The following is a 15,209-nucleotide window of genomic DNA, read 5'->3' as shown; positions in this document are numbered from 1 at the left end:
GCGTTCCATACCCCAACGTAAGGAGCACGCCATGAAACACCTTGCCCTCTTTAGCCTGATTGCCACCAGCTTCCTGGCTGCCCACGCAGACAGCTTCAATGATACGGCCCGTGTGAAGAGTGTGGAGCCGCAATACGAGCGTTACAGCACGCCGCGCAAGGAGTGCAGCAGCGAATGGGTGACCGAGACCCGTCGCGTTGGCGGCGAGCGTCAGTATGGTGGCGCGGTGGTGGGCGGCATTGCTGGCGCCGTGATCGGCAACCAGGTCGGCAAGGGCCATGGCCGCGAGGCTGCCACTGCCCTGGGCGCCGTGGTCGGTGCGCTGGCCGGTGACCGTATAGACAACCGTGACAACCACGAACGGTACGAGGAAGTGCCGCGTGAGATCAAGCGTTGCCGCACGGTGGAGGACTGGGAGAGTCGCATCACTGGCTATCGTGTCAACTACGAGTACCGTGGCCAGCAATACACCACCTTTACCCGCGACAATCCCGGCAAGACCATGTCTGTGCGAGTCTCGGTCGAACCGCTTGAGCCGTAATACAATATCGGGAACCACCCTGACAGGACACGCCATGATGAAACCCTATGCCTTGCTGTGCAGCCTGCTGCTAGCCTTCTCCCTGCCCGCCTGGGCTGATGTCAGCCGTGATGACGCCGCTGCCGCCGCGCAGCGCCAGAGCGGCGGCCGGGTCTTGTCGGTAGAGAAGGGCGAGCGTGAGGGCAAGGCTGCCTGGCGCGTCAAGGTGGTGACGGCGCAAGGCGAAGTGAAGATCATCTATATCGACGTGGCCAGCGGCCGCACTTTGTGAGCAGACCATGCGCCTGTTGTTGATTGAAGACGAGACTGCCCTGCGGCAGGGCCTGAAGAAGCAGCTGGAAGCGGATGGCTACCGGGTGGATGAAGCGGCCGATGGCGAGGACGGCTTGTTCCAGGCCAGTGAGTACCCTATAGACTTGGCCATTGTCGACCTGGGCCTGCCACGCATGAATGGCCTGACTGTGGTAGAGAAGCTGCGTGCCGGTGGCAGCAGCCTGCCCATCCTGATACTGACGGCCCGTGGCAGTTGGCAGGACAAGGTCAAGGGGCTGGAGGCCGGTGCCGACGATTATCTGGTCAAGCCCTTTGAATACCCCGAACTGGCGGCGCGGGTGAAGGCCCTGCTGCGCCGTGCCCTGAAGGCGACCTCGGATGTCCTGACCATAGGCCCGTTGTCGCTGGATTTCTCGGCCCAGCAGGCCAGCCTGGGTGACACGCCCATCGAGCTGACTACCTTTGAATACCGCGTGCTGGAACTGCTGGTGCGTGAGCGGGCGCGGGTGGTGAGCAAGCAGGAGCTGTCCGATTATCTCTACCCGCATGATGAAGACCGCGACAGCAATGTGCTGGAGGTGCTGATAGGCCGGCTGCGCCGCAAGCTGGATCCGGACGGCAGCCTGGCACCGATAGAGACCTTGCGCGGACGTGGTTACCGCTTCGTCCTGGCATGACGACAAACCTGACGGCGCCACCCGCTGTCCGTCCGGCGGGCTCCATACGTACCCGCTTGATACTGGGGGCTGCCGTGGTACTGGTGGCTTTTCTGGTTGGTGCTGGCTGGGCGCTGGAGCGGGCACACGCCGACAGCGTGCGATTGGCCCGCTATGACAGGCTGCAATCGACCATCTACCTGTTGCTGGCCCGTGCCGAGCTGGACCCCGATGGCGGCCTGATCATGCCTTATTCGCTGCCAGAGCCGCGCCTTGCTCTGCCCTCGTCTGGCCTGTACGCCAATATCTCCAACCCCAATCACCGCGAAGAGTGGCAGTCGCCGTCCACCCTGGGGCTGTCCCCGCCTTTTCCGCGTAGGCTGGATGCGGGCGAGTGGCGCTATGAGGAACTGGAGCGCGGCAGCAAGACCTATCTGGCGGCGGCTTATGGCGTGAAGTGGTCCGAAGGGCCGCGCGCCATGCCGCTGACCTTCTCGGTGCTGGAAGACACCGTGGCATTCCGCCGCGAACTGGCCAGCTTCCGCCGTACCCTGTGGACCTGGCTGGGTGGTGCCGGCGTGCTGCTGCTGCTGGCGCAGACCCTGCTGCTGGGCTGGGGCCTGGCACCGCTGCGACGGGTGGCCAGGGAGATACGCCGCGTTGAAACCGGTGAGCAGGCCAGGGTGGAGGGGCGTTACCCGGCCGAGATCGCTGGCCTGACCGGCAACCTGAACACCCTGATCGAACAGGAACGCGCCCGGCAGACCCGCTACAAGGACGCACTGGGTGATCTGGCCCATAGTCTCAAGACGCCTTTGGCGGTTTTGCGCGGCGCGCTGAACGAGCCGGCAGAGCTGGCGCAGACGGTGAGCCAGCAGGTGGCGCGCATGGACGGCATTGTCCAGCACCAGCTGGGACGTGCGGCAGCCAGTGGTGCGGCCCGGTTTGCGCCGCCGCTGCTGTTGCTGCCGGTATTCCAGCGGGTGGTGGATTCCCTGGCCAAGGTCTATGCCGACCGTCAGCTGCAATATGCCGTGGCATGCCCGTCCAAGCTCAGCTGGCGGCTGGATGAAGGCGATGCCTTCGAGGTGTTCGGCAATCTGCTGGACAATGCGGCCAAATGGGCCAAGGGGCGCGTGCGGGTGACAGCCGTGCAGCAGGGCAACAGGCTGACCGTACGCATAGAGGATGACGGTCCTGGCTTCAGCGATGCGGATGCGGCCTTGCAACGTGGCGTGCGGCTGGATGAGCAGGTGCCCGGCCATGGCATAGGCCTGACCGTGGTGGCGGACATCGTTGCCGCCCATGGTGGGCAACTGACCTTGGCACGCAGCGAGTGGGGCGGAGGACTGGTAGAGATCGTCTTGCAATCGACCTAGGTGGCCGCTGGCACCATAATCTGGCCAGTTATCCGTGGAAAACCGCCATGAAGCAGCGCATACGTCTGTACCAGCAACCGGCCGGTGGCTGGGGCGCCCTCAAGAGTTCCTTGCAGCATTTGCGCGAGCAGCAGGTGGCAGGCCTGGGCCTGCCTACGTTGTTGCGCACCAACCAGCCTGATGGCTTTGATTGTCCAGGCTGCGCCTGGCCGGACAAGCATTTCCATTCCACCTTCGAATTCTGCGAAAACGGCGTCAAGGCGGTGGCGGCCGAGGCGACCAGCCGGCGGCTGACGGCAGACTACCTGGGCCAGCACAGTGTCAGCCGCCTGGCCGAGCTGGATGATTACAGCCTGGAAGCCTTGGGCCGGTTGACCGAGCCCTTGCGCTACGATGCTGCCACCGATTGCTACCTGCCAATTAGCTGGGATGCGGCCTTCGCCCTGATAGGCCACCATCTGCAGGCACTGGCCAGCCCGCATGAGGCGGCCTTCTATACCTCGGGCCGTACCTCCAACGAGGCGGCGTTTCTGTACCAGCTGTTTGTGCGGGAGTTCGGTACCAACAACCTGCCGGATTGTTCCAATATGTGCCACGAGCCGTCGGGCGTGGCCATGGGCGAGCAACTGGGCATAGGCAAGGGTACGGTTACGCTAGATGATTTCGAGCTGGCCGAGGCCATCTTCATCTTTGGCCAGAACCCCGGCACCAACCATCCTCGCATGCTGGAAACGCTACGTGATGCGGCTCGCCGGGGCTGTCGTATCGTGGTGTTCAACCCCCTGCGCGAACGGGGGCTGGAGCGATTTACCCATCCGCAGGATGCCTGGCAGATGTTGAGCGGCGGCAGTACCGAGATTGCCAGCGCCTACTATCCCCTGCGCATAGGGGGCGATCTGGCCGCCGTGAAAGGCATGCTCAAGGCGTTGCTGGAGCAAGGTTACGGTGACCAGGACTTTATCGCCGACCATACCAGTGGCCATGCCGAGCTGGTGCGCGATATCGCCGATACCACCTGGCCGGCACTGGTAGTGGAATCCGGCCTGAGCGAGCAGCAGCTGCGTGAGGCGGCCGCCATCTATGCCGGCAGCCGCGCCACCATCTGCACCTGGGGCATGGGAATTACCCAGCACAAGCATTCGGTGGCCACCATACAGATGATAGGCAACCTGCTGCTGTTGGGGGGGCATGTGGGGCGGCCAGGTGCGGGCGCCTGCCCGGTGCGCGGGCATTCCAATGTGCAGGGCGACCGCACCATGGGTATCAACGAGAAGCCGGCAGCGGCTTTTCTGGACAGGCTGGGGCAGGCCTTTGACTTTGCCCCGCCACGAGCGCCAGGCTACGACGTGGTGGGCAGCATAGAGGCCATGCTGGCCGGCAAGGTGAAAGTGTTCCTGGCGCTGGGGGGCAACTTCGCCGCCGCCACCCCGGATACGGCCATGACATGGCAGGCGTTGCGGCAATGCGGCTTGACCGTGCATATCACCACCAAGCTCAACCGCTCCCACCTGGTGCATGGCCGCGAGGCGCTGATACTGCCTTGCCTGGGCCGCACCGAGATTGATCTGCAGGCCAGCGGCCCGCAGGCGGTGACGGTAGAGGACTCCATGAGCATGGTGCATGCCTCGCAGGGCATGAACCCGCCCGCCAGCCCGCAGTTGCTGGCCGAGCCCATGATCGTGGCCCGTATGGCTGCGGCCACCCTGCCGCAGAGCAAGACTCCCTGGTTGTGGCTGGTGCAGGACTACAGCCGGATACGCGACAAGATTGCCGAAGTGGTCGAGGGCTTTGCCGATTTCAACCAGCGGGTGCAGCAGCCGGGAGGCTTCTACCTGGGCAACAGTGCCCGCGAGCAGCGCTGGCGCACCCAGGGTGGGCGGGCGCGATTCATGGTGCATGACTTGCCGGCGCGCCAGGCAGAACCCACAGACGAGTCGCTGTTCACCTTGATGACAGTGCGTGCGCACGATCAGTACAACACCACCATCTACGGCCTGGATGATCGCTACCGGGGTGTCAGCGGGCATCGGCGGGTCTGCTTTATCAACCGTACCGATATGCAGCGCCTGCAACTGCAAGCCGGGCAGTGGGTGGACATCACCTCGGTCTGGCGTGATGGTGAGCGGGTGGCCAAGCGTTTCCTGCTGGTGGAATACGACATTCCGGCCGGCTGCTTGGCCAGCTATTTTCCGGAAACAAATACCCTGCTGCCGTTAGGCAGCTATGCCGACCGTGCCCGCACGCCGACGGCCAAGTCCATCCGGGTGCGGCTGAGCCCGAGCGAGGCAGCCTGATGGCAGATGAAGAGGCGATGACGCTGGCCTTGTTGCAGCTGTTGCTGGAAGAGGACGGGCTATCCATCCACAAGGCCTGCAAGCGCCTGGGGCTGAGCCTGAGCGAACTCAAGCGCTTGTTGGCCGGCCTGGGCGACAACCCACAACTGCAGGGGCTGGATCTGGTGCGCAGCACCGAAGAGCGTGGCCGCTTGCGCCTGTGGCTGACAGACAAGGCGCGTGCGCTATGCCAGGACTGAACCACGGCTGGGGCGAGGTCCAGGCGTTGCAGCTGAGAGGCGATGGCCGTGAGGTCGTGGCCGAACAACTGGCTGAGGAGGTGCCGGTAGCGCTGGTCTACAACGGCCTATCGCACGCGGTGATGATGGCCAGCCCGCTGGACCTGGCGGATTTTGCCCTGGGTTTCAGCCTGAGCGAGGGCATCGCCGACAAGCCGGCGGATATCCGTGCGGTGGAGATTGTGCCTGAGGCCGGCGGCCTGAGCCTGCAGATAGCCCTGGCCCAGGCCTGCTTCTGGCGCTTGAAAGCGCGGCGACGCCAGCTGACAGGCCGAACCGGCTGCGGCCTGTGTGGGGCGGAGGCACTGGACACCGCCATCAGTCCGATTGCCCATGTGGGCGACGGCTTGCGCATGACGGCTGCCCAGTTGCATGCCGGCTTGCGGCAATTGGTCAGTCTGCAGCCGTTAAACTGGCAGACCGGTGGCGTACATGCGGCAGCACTGCTGGATGCCAGCGGCGGTCTGCTGGTGCGCGAGGATGTAGGCCGCCATAACGCGCTCGACAAGCTGATAGGTGCAATGCACCGGCAGGCCCATCCTGGCGGGGCCGTGCTGCTGACGTCCAGGGCCTCTTATGAACTGGTACATAAGGCAGCCAGCGCCGGCCTGGAGCTGGTGGCGGCGATCTCAGCCCCCACCGCCATGGCGGTGCAACTGGCTGGGGAGGCGGGTATCACCCTGGTGGGATTTGCTCGTGAGGACAGGATGACGGTCTATACCCACCCTGAGCGCTTGGCTTGAGCGACGCTAAGTCGCCGTCTTGGTAGGCTGGGCACTACCCCAGGGCGTCAGCCAGCGTTCGGCGATCAGTACCCCGCCCAGTATCAATATGCCGCCCAGCAGATGGTGCAGGGCCAGGGCCTCGTGCAGCGCCGCAGCGGCGATCAGGGCAGTGAAAAGTGGCAGCAGGTTGAAGAACAGGGCCGTGCGGCTGGGCCCCAGTCTCGCTACGCCGTGCATCCAGGCCAGGGCGGCCAGCATGGAGGCAAATACGGCGGCAAATATGATCATGGGGATATTGGTGGCGGTCAGCCCGGTCTTGGGCGAAGCCAGGTACAGCGGCAGCAGACCGACGATGGCGACCAGGATCTGGATATACAGCATCTGCAGCGGCGGCAGCTTGAGCTGCCATTTTTTCAGCAGCACGCTGTAGATGGCGTAGGCCAGGGTGGCGACCAGCATCATGGCGTCGCCTCGGCCTATGCCGTGCGATAGCAAGGTATCGGGCCGGCCGTTGCTGATGACCAGCAGCACGCCCAGCAGCGAGACCACGGCGCCCGCCAGCGCACCCAGGGTCAGTTGCTGGCCCAACATGGCAATCGACAGTGCCAATGCCATCAGGGGCATCAGCGACAGGATGATGCCCATATTGGTGGCAGTGGTGAGGTGGGCAGCGTAGTAGGCCAGGCTCTGGTAGGTGGCCATGCCCAGTATGCCCAGCACCACCAGCTTGCCCAGGTGGGGGCGGATGGCGGGCCAGTTGCGCAGGACGGGGCGCAGCATGAAGGGGGTGAACAACAGGCCGGCCAGTAGCCAGCGGTAGAAACCGATCTCGGCTGGGTAGATGGCACCGGCGGCCAGCTTGTTGACGACAGTATTGCCGGCCCAGATCAGTACGGCCAGCAGGGGAAAAGCGTATTGCAGCATGGTGAGGCTCCTTCTATGACGACATTGTCGCCTTGTCTGCAGGAGCGGATATAGTGAATTTAAGACAGGTCATCCAGCAGGACGGACTTAGAGCCTGCAGTGCCGGTGACGTGCGTGATAGTTGGCGGCAGGGACAGTGCCTGACCGACCTCGGTGAGTGATCGCCAGGAGCCAGCTTGCACGGCTCCTGGCGTGATCGTGCCAATGCGGTAGCTGCCTAGAATTTCTGATCCAACAGCAACTTGATGGTGCGATCGCTCGGTGTGGTGAAGCTACGCAATGAGTTCGCGCCAGCGTTGGCACTGCGTATCCATGTCTTTGCGTCCTGGCCCAGCAGGTTGCCAAGGGTTAGCCGCAGCTGGGTCTGGCCGTTCACCTTCCAAGTGGCATAGAGGTCAAGGATACGGGCCGTCTCTGAATGTTTGGTCAGGAAGTCGGAAATGGCAGCAGACGCACCGCGCTTGTAGTTGAAGTTGCCCCCCAGGGTCAGTTGGTCGCTGGCGGCCCAGGTCAGGCCCAGGTTTGCACTGAAGGGTACTTGCTCGTCCAGACGATTGTCTGGTCGCTTCACTTCATGCACACGCGACCAGTTCCAGCTCATGTCCAGTTGGATATCCACTGCCGCAGCATCGGCCCATAGCGTCCTCAGGGGCAGCTTGGACTCCAGGCCTACGCCATGGATATCTGCCTTGCCCTTGTTGTTGAGGGTGCTGATCCAGCTGCCAGCCTCATCTTGAAACAGATGCTGCACCATCACATCATCAATGGTGCGGGCATAGGCATTGAGGCTAAGCAGTCCGTTGCCTGCAAAATAATGCTCGTAGGTGAATTCACCGCCCCATGAGAGTTCGGGCCGCAGTTTGGGATTGCCCTGGCGGCTGGGGTTGGTTGGGCTGTTGTCGTTGTATTCCACGTAGCGGCGTGGTACCAGGCTGGCCGTTGTGGGAGCCTTGTAGCTGCGGTTGAAGGCGAAGCGCACGCGATCCTTAGGCATGCCCGGAATCTTCCAGAGCGTCTGGAATACAGGACTCCAGACGGACGAGCGCGTGTCTATCTGCTGCGAGATATTGCTCTCGCTGTGGGTATAGAGTCCTTCCCAGCGCACACCCATATAGGTTTGCCAGTTTGGCGTCACTTGCCACTCGTCTTGTATAAAGCCGGCTGCCTTGCGTACCGTTGCGCGATAGCGCTCATCAATCTCTTCCTTCACGCTGCCGTATTCCAACCTATCGGTCTCGCTTCGGCTTTCCTTGCGCACCGCATGGGCCAACTCCCAGCCAAATGCCAGCTGATGATCGCTACCGACGGGCATTGCGTATTTGCCGTTGGAGCCCAGGCCACTCTCTGCCAGGGTGGAGTCGACATGGCGCAGATCCCTTAGCGTAGCCAGCGTATCGTAACCAAGGAAATCGTAGTTCTTCTTGCGGTCGAGGTGGCTCAGGGAGAGTTTGGCATTCAGTTTGTGGCCCGTCTCAAAGCTGCGTGACCAGATCAGATCATTGCGCAGTAGCGTGGTGTCCGAGCTGGAACGTTCGTGAAAGTGCGGGTAGACACTGGGTGCGCCAAATTGTGTGTTCGTTCGGTTGTCCGAGCTGTATTGGTTTTGCTTGTAGTCGATGAAGCCTTGCCAAGTCAGCGTACTATCCGCTTCCTGCGCCCAATTGAGCTGAGGCGTGAGCGAGATGCTGTCGGTGGTCTCGCGGTTGATCTGTTGTATATGTCGCCGCAGGTTCTCTCGCCCATCGGCATCGAAGCCGGATTGATCTATGCGGGGCAGCGATTCTGTCTGCAGGCGGCGAAGCGTACCCACCAGGCTGTAGGACAGGTCATCCTGCTTGTCGGCCAGTTGGAAGCCCAAGCTGCCGCCATTGCGCTCACCTATCCGCTCGGCACTGGCTTTCAATGATTGCTGTTTCTTGGACACCGACTTGCGCAGCAGGATATTGATAGTGCCGGCTATGGCCTGTGCACTGCTGTCGGCAGTGGCGGACCGGAGGATTTCAACCCGCTCTATCATATCGGGCGAGAGTGATTCTATTGAGAACCCCTGCGGTACCTTGTCACCATTGATAAGGATCTCGGTATAGCCCTCGCCCAGTCCGCGCAGCCGGATACCGCCAGACACGGTGACGCCCGGCAGCCTACGCAGCGCATCCGCCAGGTTGGCATCACCATAGCGTTGCAGCTCCTCGCGGGCTATCACGACCTTGGCGGTGACATCGTTGGCGCGGCGGGAGATTTGTGAACCAGTGACACGGATACTCTCAGCGGGTACGGGTTCGGTAGCAGCCTCTGCGTAGGCTAGGTTGGGCGCAGACAGAAAGAGGAGTGCCAATGCCTTCGGCACGGGCGCATTGAAATTGGGCATAGAAAGGGACTGGATAAAAGACGAAGAAAGCATGGAGCCGACACAGGGGGCGGCTCCGCGTGGTGGAGCGACCTATCGCATGGGCAGCGCACCTACGGACCCGCCGGTGGCATAGTTGATGACGGCCGTGCGCAGGACAGGACTGCTGCGCATGAAAGGGGTGCCGCCAGAGTGGCCGTCTAGCGTATAGATGCCCCACACACATCGGGCCTCATAGCTGCGGCGACCATGCTGGCTGTGGCTGGTGGTGACTGTTTCCACCGCGGGGGGGTAGAAATGCTGCAGGATGAACATCTCCTGCTGCTGCACCAGTGCACCTGTCAACGCCTGGCGCCAGCTATCGGGATCTGTCTCGCGACCAATCACCACGCCCTTGCCGCCTAAGCCCAGTACCGGCTTCAGTACCAGATACTGCTGGTGTTCTATGGCGAAGGACAAGCGACCCTCGTCCAAGCGGGTGGTCCAGGCTACCCAGCGTTCCACCAGTTGGCGGAAAGGGGAGTCGACGGATTCCGTGGCAGCAATGTCATGCAGCATGGCCAAGGCCATCTTGCTGCCGAAGATGTTGGCACGGCGGGTGATGGGCATGAATACGCGGTTTTCGCACAGGGCAGCACGCAACGCACTATAGGATTCTGGGTCGGCGGCCACGTTGTTGGGGAAGAACAGCGGGTATACCCAGTCTATCTTGCGACCACCTATACATAACTGCTCACCATCCCAGCTCAGTTCCTTCTGGCTGCACACGATGGCGGTGACACCCGCTGCCTGCTCCAATTGCTGGGCCATGACGTTGAGGTCCCGCCGCATCTTGTCCAGCGGCCCTTCGTCCTCTACCAATATGCCCAGGCTGCCGGACGGTATGCGCTTGGCGACATGCTGGGCCCAGGCCTGCAGCGGGACATCCTGCTGCGGGAAGCCCAGCAGATAGGCCAGCGATGAGTTCACCATGCCGCCTACCGAGCTGCCGACATTGAACTCGACAAACTTGAAGCCTTCATCGGTAAGTACGGTGTCGGCGCGGGTGAAGACTTCGGGCGTGAAGGTGCCCTGATCCCATAGGTAGACCTCAAGGTCGTGCGACGTATGGCCCAGGGCGTGGCCAAAGGCTTCAAGGGAGCCACCGTAACGTTGCTTGAAAATATCGTGCAAGGCGATCAGCAGGCGATAGGTCGCGTAGGCAGCTTCGTCCACATCACTTTTCTTGACACGCGGGCCGTCGATGATCACCTCTGCGCCGATGGGCAAGATGCCTGCATCTTCGGCCAAGCGCGCGAAGTCATCGGCCATGGGGTCTAGCTGTTCGTATTTCATGTCGCTTTCCTAGTTGAGCCGCTCAGGCGGCGCTGTCTTCTGCGGCGGGCTGCAGGTCACGCTGACCAGGACTACCCTGCCGATACATTCGCACGAGTTTGACAACAACGCCGGCCATGACAAACGCACTTAGCGCTGCATAGATCCATCGAGAGGAGACGAGGTCTCCAAACAAGCTCAAGAGTCCGTATACGGCCAGGCTGATGTAGGAGATGAACATGGCAATGGCCGACTTGATCTTGCCGAAATAAGCAGGATCCACATCGGCCACGAGTACCGTATTGGTGTTGATGCCGACCGCGCAGACACAGAGCCCCAGGAGAAAGTAGCCAACGATGGCCTGGGCCGTGTTTTGCGATGTGAGGAAGACCATCAGTAGCAGAGCCAGGGCTGCTGGCCCGATGATCATGATCTTATGCCGATCAACATGCCGTGCCAGATAGGAAAGCAGTATTCCTCCGAGGATGGCTCCACCGCCCCATGCTGCGTCGATGAGACCGAAGGCTTCGGGCCCGCCTGCCAGTTCCTTGCTGACAAAGACCGGCAGTATGGTGTTGGTGACGCACAGGACGACGGTGTCCAGCATCTGTACCACGGCCAGCCATATGATGAAGCGGTGCTGTTTCACATATTCCAATGTCTCGCGGAGCTCGCCCCATGCATGGCGCGAACGTGGGGCGGATTTGCTGTGCTCATGCGAGGTCTTGCGTATCCAAGCGATGAGCATGGCCGAGACAAAAAAGGAGGCGGCGTTGAGCAGGATGACGTTAACTGCGCCTGCTTCCGCTACGAGGAAACCGCCGAGGCTGGCACCGCATAACAATCCAACCTGTTGGCTGGTACTACCCAGGACGTTGGCGTTGAGCAGGTTTTCCTTGGTTGAGATGTCACGAACCATGGCGCTCAAGGCGGGCGAATAGAACAGATTGCAAGTTGCTACCAGGAAGGCAGAGATATAGATCGCCGGCAACACCCAATGGTCGTAGTAGAGCGCCAATACCAAGCAGGCAAAGATCAGCCCGCGCAGTGTATCAACTGCTACGCATATCCATTTCTCGTTCCAACGATCAACCAGAACGCCCGCGATGGGCGACAGGAACATGGCCGGTAACATGCTGGTGATGAGCATCAGGCCTATGGAGGTGACAGCGCCGGTATGCTGATAGAGAAACCAGGACATGGCGACGAAATGCATACCATTGCCTATGGCGCTCAACACCGTAGCAGCAGAATACTTGCGAAACTGCGCCGACTTCAGCGGCAAGAAGAGGTGACTCATTTCGTGGCTCCGGCGGCCATGACCGCTTCTGTATGGCGTGTCGCTTCATTTCCTCGTTGCGCCCTGTACCGCCGTAGGACACTGCATAGCCTGTCAACGTCTGCCATCAGGTTGAAGTAGTGAAAGGAGATTCTTACGGCCTTTCCCCTTGGGCTGACGGTGATGGCATGTTCCTGCAAGAAGGCAGTTAGCCGGGTGGGTGTCGGGTCATACAGTGCCAGGTGCGCGCCGTGCTCGCCCGGCCGAGGCTGATAGGTCAGGCACTCGCCCATGGCCAGCAACTGTCGGGTGGCGTACTCCACCAAGCTGGCCACGTGGGATTCGATGGCCATGACTTCCAGTTGCAACAATAGAGACAAACCGATGTTGGCGGCGTAGATGGCTGGAATGGGTGGTGTGCCAGTCTCGAAACGGGTGGCCGTATCTGGATAGTCGAGTAGGCTTGGGTTGAAGTCGAAGGGCGCGCGGCGAGCCAGCCAGCCGGTAAGCTGCGGGTCAATATCATTGCCACAGGCCTCGCGTACATATAGGAAGGCGACACCCGGAAGGCCTAGCAGATACTTCATGCAGCCACCGACCAAGTAGTCGCAGCCCAGAGCATCGACATTCACGTCAGCTACACCCAGTGCCTGATAGGCATCGACGAACAGCCGCGCACCTGCGTTGCGCGCGGCGAGGCCGATCTCGGTGACAGGTAGACGCTTGCCCTCGGCATAGCTGGCCAGAGGCACAGATACCAGCCGCGTGTCGGGGCCGATCGCAGTGAGGTAGTTGGCAAGGATCGCTGCGTGGCCGTCGGTGCAATCCACACTAACCGGCTGCGCACCACGTGCAGTCTGCGCCAGCCAGACATGGGCGATGGAAGGGAATTCATGACTGGCATGCACCAGGCCGGGCCGATCAGACCAAGCCAGAGTCGAGGCTACCTGATAGGTGCCGGTACTCGCATTGGGCATCAGTGCGATCTGTTCCGGTTTCGCACCGATCAATTGGGCGATACGCTGTCGCAGCGTATGCACCTCTTCCTCAAAAATGGGCCAGGCGAGTCCGTCGCCCCGCATAGCCTCGAACATGCTATGGATTGCGGCTTCAAGCACTGGTGAATGCGGCGCCAGGCTGCATGAAGCCAGGTAGGACTGGCTTAGCAGCTGAGGAAAGTAGGTGGCTCGGAAGCGTTCAGGCGTCATCGCTCAATACGCCGCTTCGACGCCAAACAGCTGGGAGCGTACGTCCCAGAGTGCTGGGAAGAACTTGTGATTGAGCAAGCGGGCCAGCTTGTCCACAGGCATGCCTTTGGTACCTACCGTGCTATGGCCGATGGTGCGCACTGCGACCTTGTAGTGGCGCGTCCGCCAGAGCGCCACCGCTTCATCCAGGTCGATCAGGGCTTCGGCCAGATTGAACAAGGGGCTGTTGCGCTGGGCCTTGTAGACGTCTACCAGGTCTACGTCCTCCAGTTCGCACAGGGCATCGAAACCGCGCGAGAGGGCATTGCCGACACGCTGCATGTCGCGCCAGCCTGGGGATTCCAGCCCTGATCCGTTGCCCAGTGCAGGACGCACCTGATGAAAGTCCCAGGGGGTCATGTGGGTGAGGATATCGAGCTGGTCGGTGATCAATTCAACGCATCGCTGGGCGCGCCTTACAAGCGCTGTTGCATCGCTCACGCCGCTGCACGCGAGTCGGCGTGTCGCTTCATCCAGCTCGTTGCAGGCCAGTTTGAGCCACAGTTCGGTGGACTGGTGGGTAATCTGGAACAGCAGTTCGTCGCGATGCAGACGCTGTTCTTCCGGCACCTGTAGCGAGAGCAGGGCATTGGTGCGCATGTACTTCACGTAGTCGTTGGGGCCGTCACCGGCCAACACTGACTCTTCATAGTTCTTCATGTTTATTTCCTCCTTACGGGCAACACCGATCTCAGGCCGCTGCCGACTCATCCAGGCCTTCCAGCACCAGCTCGTTGAACAGCGTGTCAAGGGTGTCCTGCAGCACCTGCGAGCTATTGGCGCGTACGAGACCCGCCAGCGGCAGCAGTGTTTCGGCGTAGCTGATCTTCTTTGGCACAGGTTTGTCTGTGCCCAGCACATTCAGTGTTTCCACCGTTCCTGACGCCAGCAGCGCGTCATAGCCGCTTACGCGACAGTAGGGCTTGTTCAACTGATGTGCAGGGACGATGAACCAGCCGTAGTAGGCTGACGAATCCCAGTTCGGCTGTAGGGTATAGTCCGGGTCGACGATGGTGCCGATGTCGGCTATCGCAAGGTGAATGCCGGTCTTGCGCTCGAATGCTTCTGTGATACGTGCGCCGCCCACCCTATGGGCAATCTCGAGGAAGACGGGACCGTCCTGGCCTTCGATGATCTCGAGGTGAAACGCGCCGTCGCGAATTTCAACAGCTTGCAGAATCCGGCTGACCCATTGCTGCATCTCGTCGGTGGTGTCGAACTGGATGGAGCCGGCTGGCTTGCCGTGAGCGAATCCCATCAGCGTGCCAACGTAGCGGCTGGCTACCAGAATTTGTATCGTTCCCTGTCTGGCGATCCCGTCTATGTGTACAACACGCCCTTCGATGAACTCTTCCACCTGGTAGCGCGCGGTATCGCCTGTCCCGTCGTCCAGGGCGGCTACGCCGGTCCGGCCTGCCTTCAGGGCATCTGCCAGGGTCTGCTGGCTGTCGAATCGCCGGACATCCACCGAGGATGCACCATCGACCGGTTTGAGTATGATGGATGCGTCATCGGCTACCGCTAGTTGCTGCCCGGCCAGCCAGTGATCGAGCGCGGCGTAACGGGGGGCCCGGATGCCTGCGTCGATGATGCATTGCTTCATCAAGGTCTTGTCGCGTACCTTGCGGGCCTGAAGTGGCATGGGGCCGGGGATGCCAAAGCGTTCACGCAGGCGGGCCGCATCGACCAGTTCGTGCTCGGATATGGCGATCAGGAAATCGAACTGCCGGTCCAGGCGCTCGAGGATTTCACTCACTTCCTCATAAAGAGGGCGTCGCCCCTCGCGCTCGATTTTTTCGCAGGGCAGCCCTGCTGGAATCTGCGCGTGCTTCTCGGCTGTACCGATGTAGACGACCTGATGGCGATGGTGATCGATGGCGCGGTCATAGCATATGAGGTCGTAACGTACGCTTTGCAGCACGAGTATGTTCATGGATTCTCCGGGCTATCGT

14 protein-coding genes are annotated in these 15,209 nt (G+C 61.3%); 7 read left to right on the top strand and 7 right to left on the bottom strand.

The genetic code is table 11. The features are described from left to right. The first annotated feature begins 31 nt into the window (after window positions 1-31). From QWZ03_RS07885 to fdhD, 7 genes are read left to right on the top strand one after another with little or no spacing between them, the layout of a single operon-like run. A complete protein-coding gene (locus tag QWZ03_RS07885) occupies window positions 32-541 on the top strand; it encodes a glycine zipper 2TM domain-containing protein (RefSeq protein ID WP_290332208.1) in 510 nt (169 codons plus the stop codon). Between the two features lie 34 nt (window positions 542-575). After that, window positions 576-812, top strand: a complete 237-nt coding sequence (locus QWZ03_RS07880; protein ID WP_284194752.1) for a PepSY domain-containing protein — start codon at window positions 576-578, stop codon at window positions 810-812. A 7-nt stretch (window positions 813-819) separates the two neighbouring features. Further along, a complete protein-coding gene (locus QWZ03_RS07875; protein WP_290332207.1) occupies window positions 820-1,491 on the top strand; it encodes a response regulator transcription factor in 672 nt (223 codons plus the stop codon). Next, window positions 1,488-2,849, top strand: coding sequence for an ATP-binding protein (locus QWZ03_RS07870; protein ID WP_290332206.1), 1,362 nt, complete (start codon window positions 1,488-1,490; stop codon window positions 2,847-2,849). Before QWZ03_RS07875 ends, QWZ03_RS07870 begins: the two co-directional genes overlap by 4 nt. 47 nt (window positions 2,850-2,896) lie before the next feature. Beyond that, window positions 2,897-5,143 carry an FdhF/YdeP family oxidoreductase gene (locus tag QWZ03_RS07865; RefSeq protein WP_290332205.1) on the top strand — a complete coding sequence of 749 codons (2,247 nt, stop codon included), beginning with the start codon at window positions 2,897-2,899 and terminating at the stop codon, window positions 5,141-5,143. Then, the gene (locus QWZ03_RS07860) at window positions 5,143-5,382 is read left to right on the top strand and encodes a hypothetical protein (protein ID WP_290332204.1); all 240 of its coding nucleotides are present in this window, start codon (window positions 5,143-5,145) and stop codon (window positions 5,380-5,382) included. Before QWZ03_RS07865 ends, QWZ03_RS07860 begins: the two co-directional genes overlap by 1 nt. Beyond that, entirely contained in the window at window positions 5,370-6,164 is a 795-nt protein-coding gene (fdhD, locus tag QWZ03_RS07855; protein WP_290332203.1) for a formate dehydrogenase accessory sulfurtransferase FdhD, read from the top strand. Before QWZ03_RS07860 ends, fdhD begins: the two co-directional genes overlap by 13 nt. Before the next feature lie 6 nt (window positions 6,165-6,170). Here the strand turns inward: fdhD and QWZ03_RS07850 are convergent, their stop codons facing one another. The 7 genes from QWZ03_RS07850 to QWZ03_RS07820 all read right to left on the bottom strand — a co-directional run bounded on the left by QWZ03_RS07850 (window position 6,171) and on the right by QWZ03_RS07820 (window position 15,190). Beyond that, a complete protein-coding gene (locus tag QWZ03_RS07850; RefSeq protein ID WP_290332202.1) occupies window positions 6,171-7,070 on the bottom strand; it encodes a DMT family transporter in 900 nt (299 codons plus the stop codon). A 217-nt stretch (window positions 7,071-7,287) separates the two neighbouring features. Then, a complete protein-coding gene (locus QWZ03_RS07845) occupies window positions 7,288-9,405 on the bottom strand; it encodes a TonB-dependent receptor plug domain-containing protein (RefSeq protein ID WP_290332201.1) in 2,118 nt (705 codons plus the stop codon). Window positions 9,406-9,510: 105 nt separating this feature from the next. Continuing rightward, window positions 9,511-10,752: a hypothetical protein gene (locus QWZ03_RS07840; protein ID WP_290332200.1), complete on the bottom strand. Its 1,242-nt coding sequence runs from the start codon at window positions 10,750-10,752 to the stop codon at window positions 9,511-9,513. A 22-nt stretch (window positions 10,753-10,774) separates the two neighbouring features. After that, the gene (locus QWZ03_RS07835; protein ID WP_290332199.1) at window positions 10,775-12,031 is read right to left on the bottom strand and encodes an MFS transporter; all 1,257 of its coding nucleotides are present in this window, start codon (window positions 12,029-12,031) and stop codon (window positions 10,775-10,777) included. Next, the gene (locus tag QWZ03_RS07830; RefSeq protein ID WP_290332198.1) at window positions 12,028-13,104 is read right to left on the bottom strand and encodes an aminotransferase class V-fold PLP-dependent enzyme; all 1,077 of its coding nucleotides are present in this window, start codon (window positions 13,102-13,104) and stop codon (window positions 12,028-12,030) included. Before QWZ03_RS07830 ends, QWZ03_RS07835 begins: the two co-directional genes overlap by 4 nt. Before the next feature lie 117 nt (window positions 13,105-13,221). Next, window positions 13,222-13,917, bottom strand: a complete 696-nt coding sequence (locus QWZ03_RS07825) for a tryptophan 2,3-dioxygenase family protein (RefSeq protein ID WP_290332197.1) — start codon at window positions 13,915-13,917, stop codon at window positions 13,222-13,224. A 31-nt stretch (window positions 13,918-13,948) separates the two neighbouring features. Beyond that, window positions 13,949-15,190: an ATP-grasp domain-containing protein gene (locus QWZ03_RS07820; RefSeq protein WP_290332195.1), complete on the bottom strand. Its 1,242-nt coding sequence runs from the start codon at window positions 15,188-15,190 to the stop codon at window positions 13,949-13,951. Window positions 15,191-15,209 lie beyond the last annotated feature (19 nt).

The organism is Chitinimonas viridis, from assembly GCF_030409555.1.
Taxonomy (GTDB): Bacteria; Pseudomonadota; Gammaproteobacteria; order Burkholderiales; family Chitinimonadaceae; genus Chitinimonas; species Chitinimonas viridis.
This window is presented reverse-complemented; position numbering and strand designations above follow the sequence as displayed.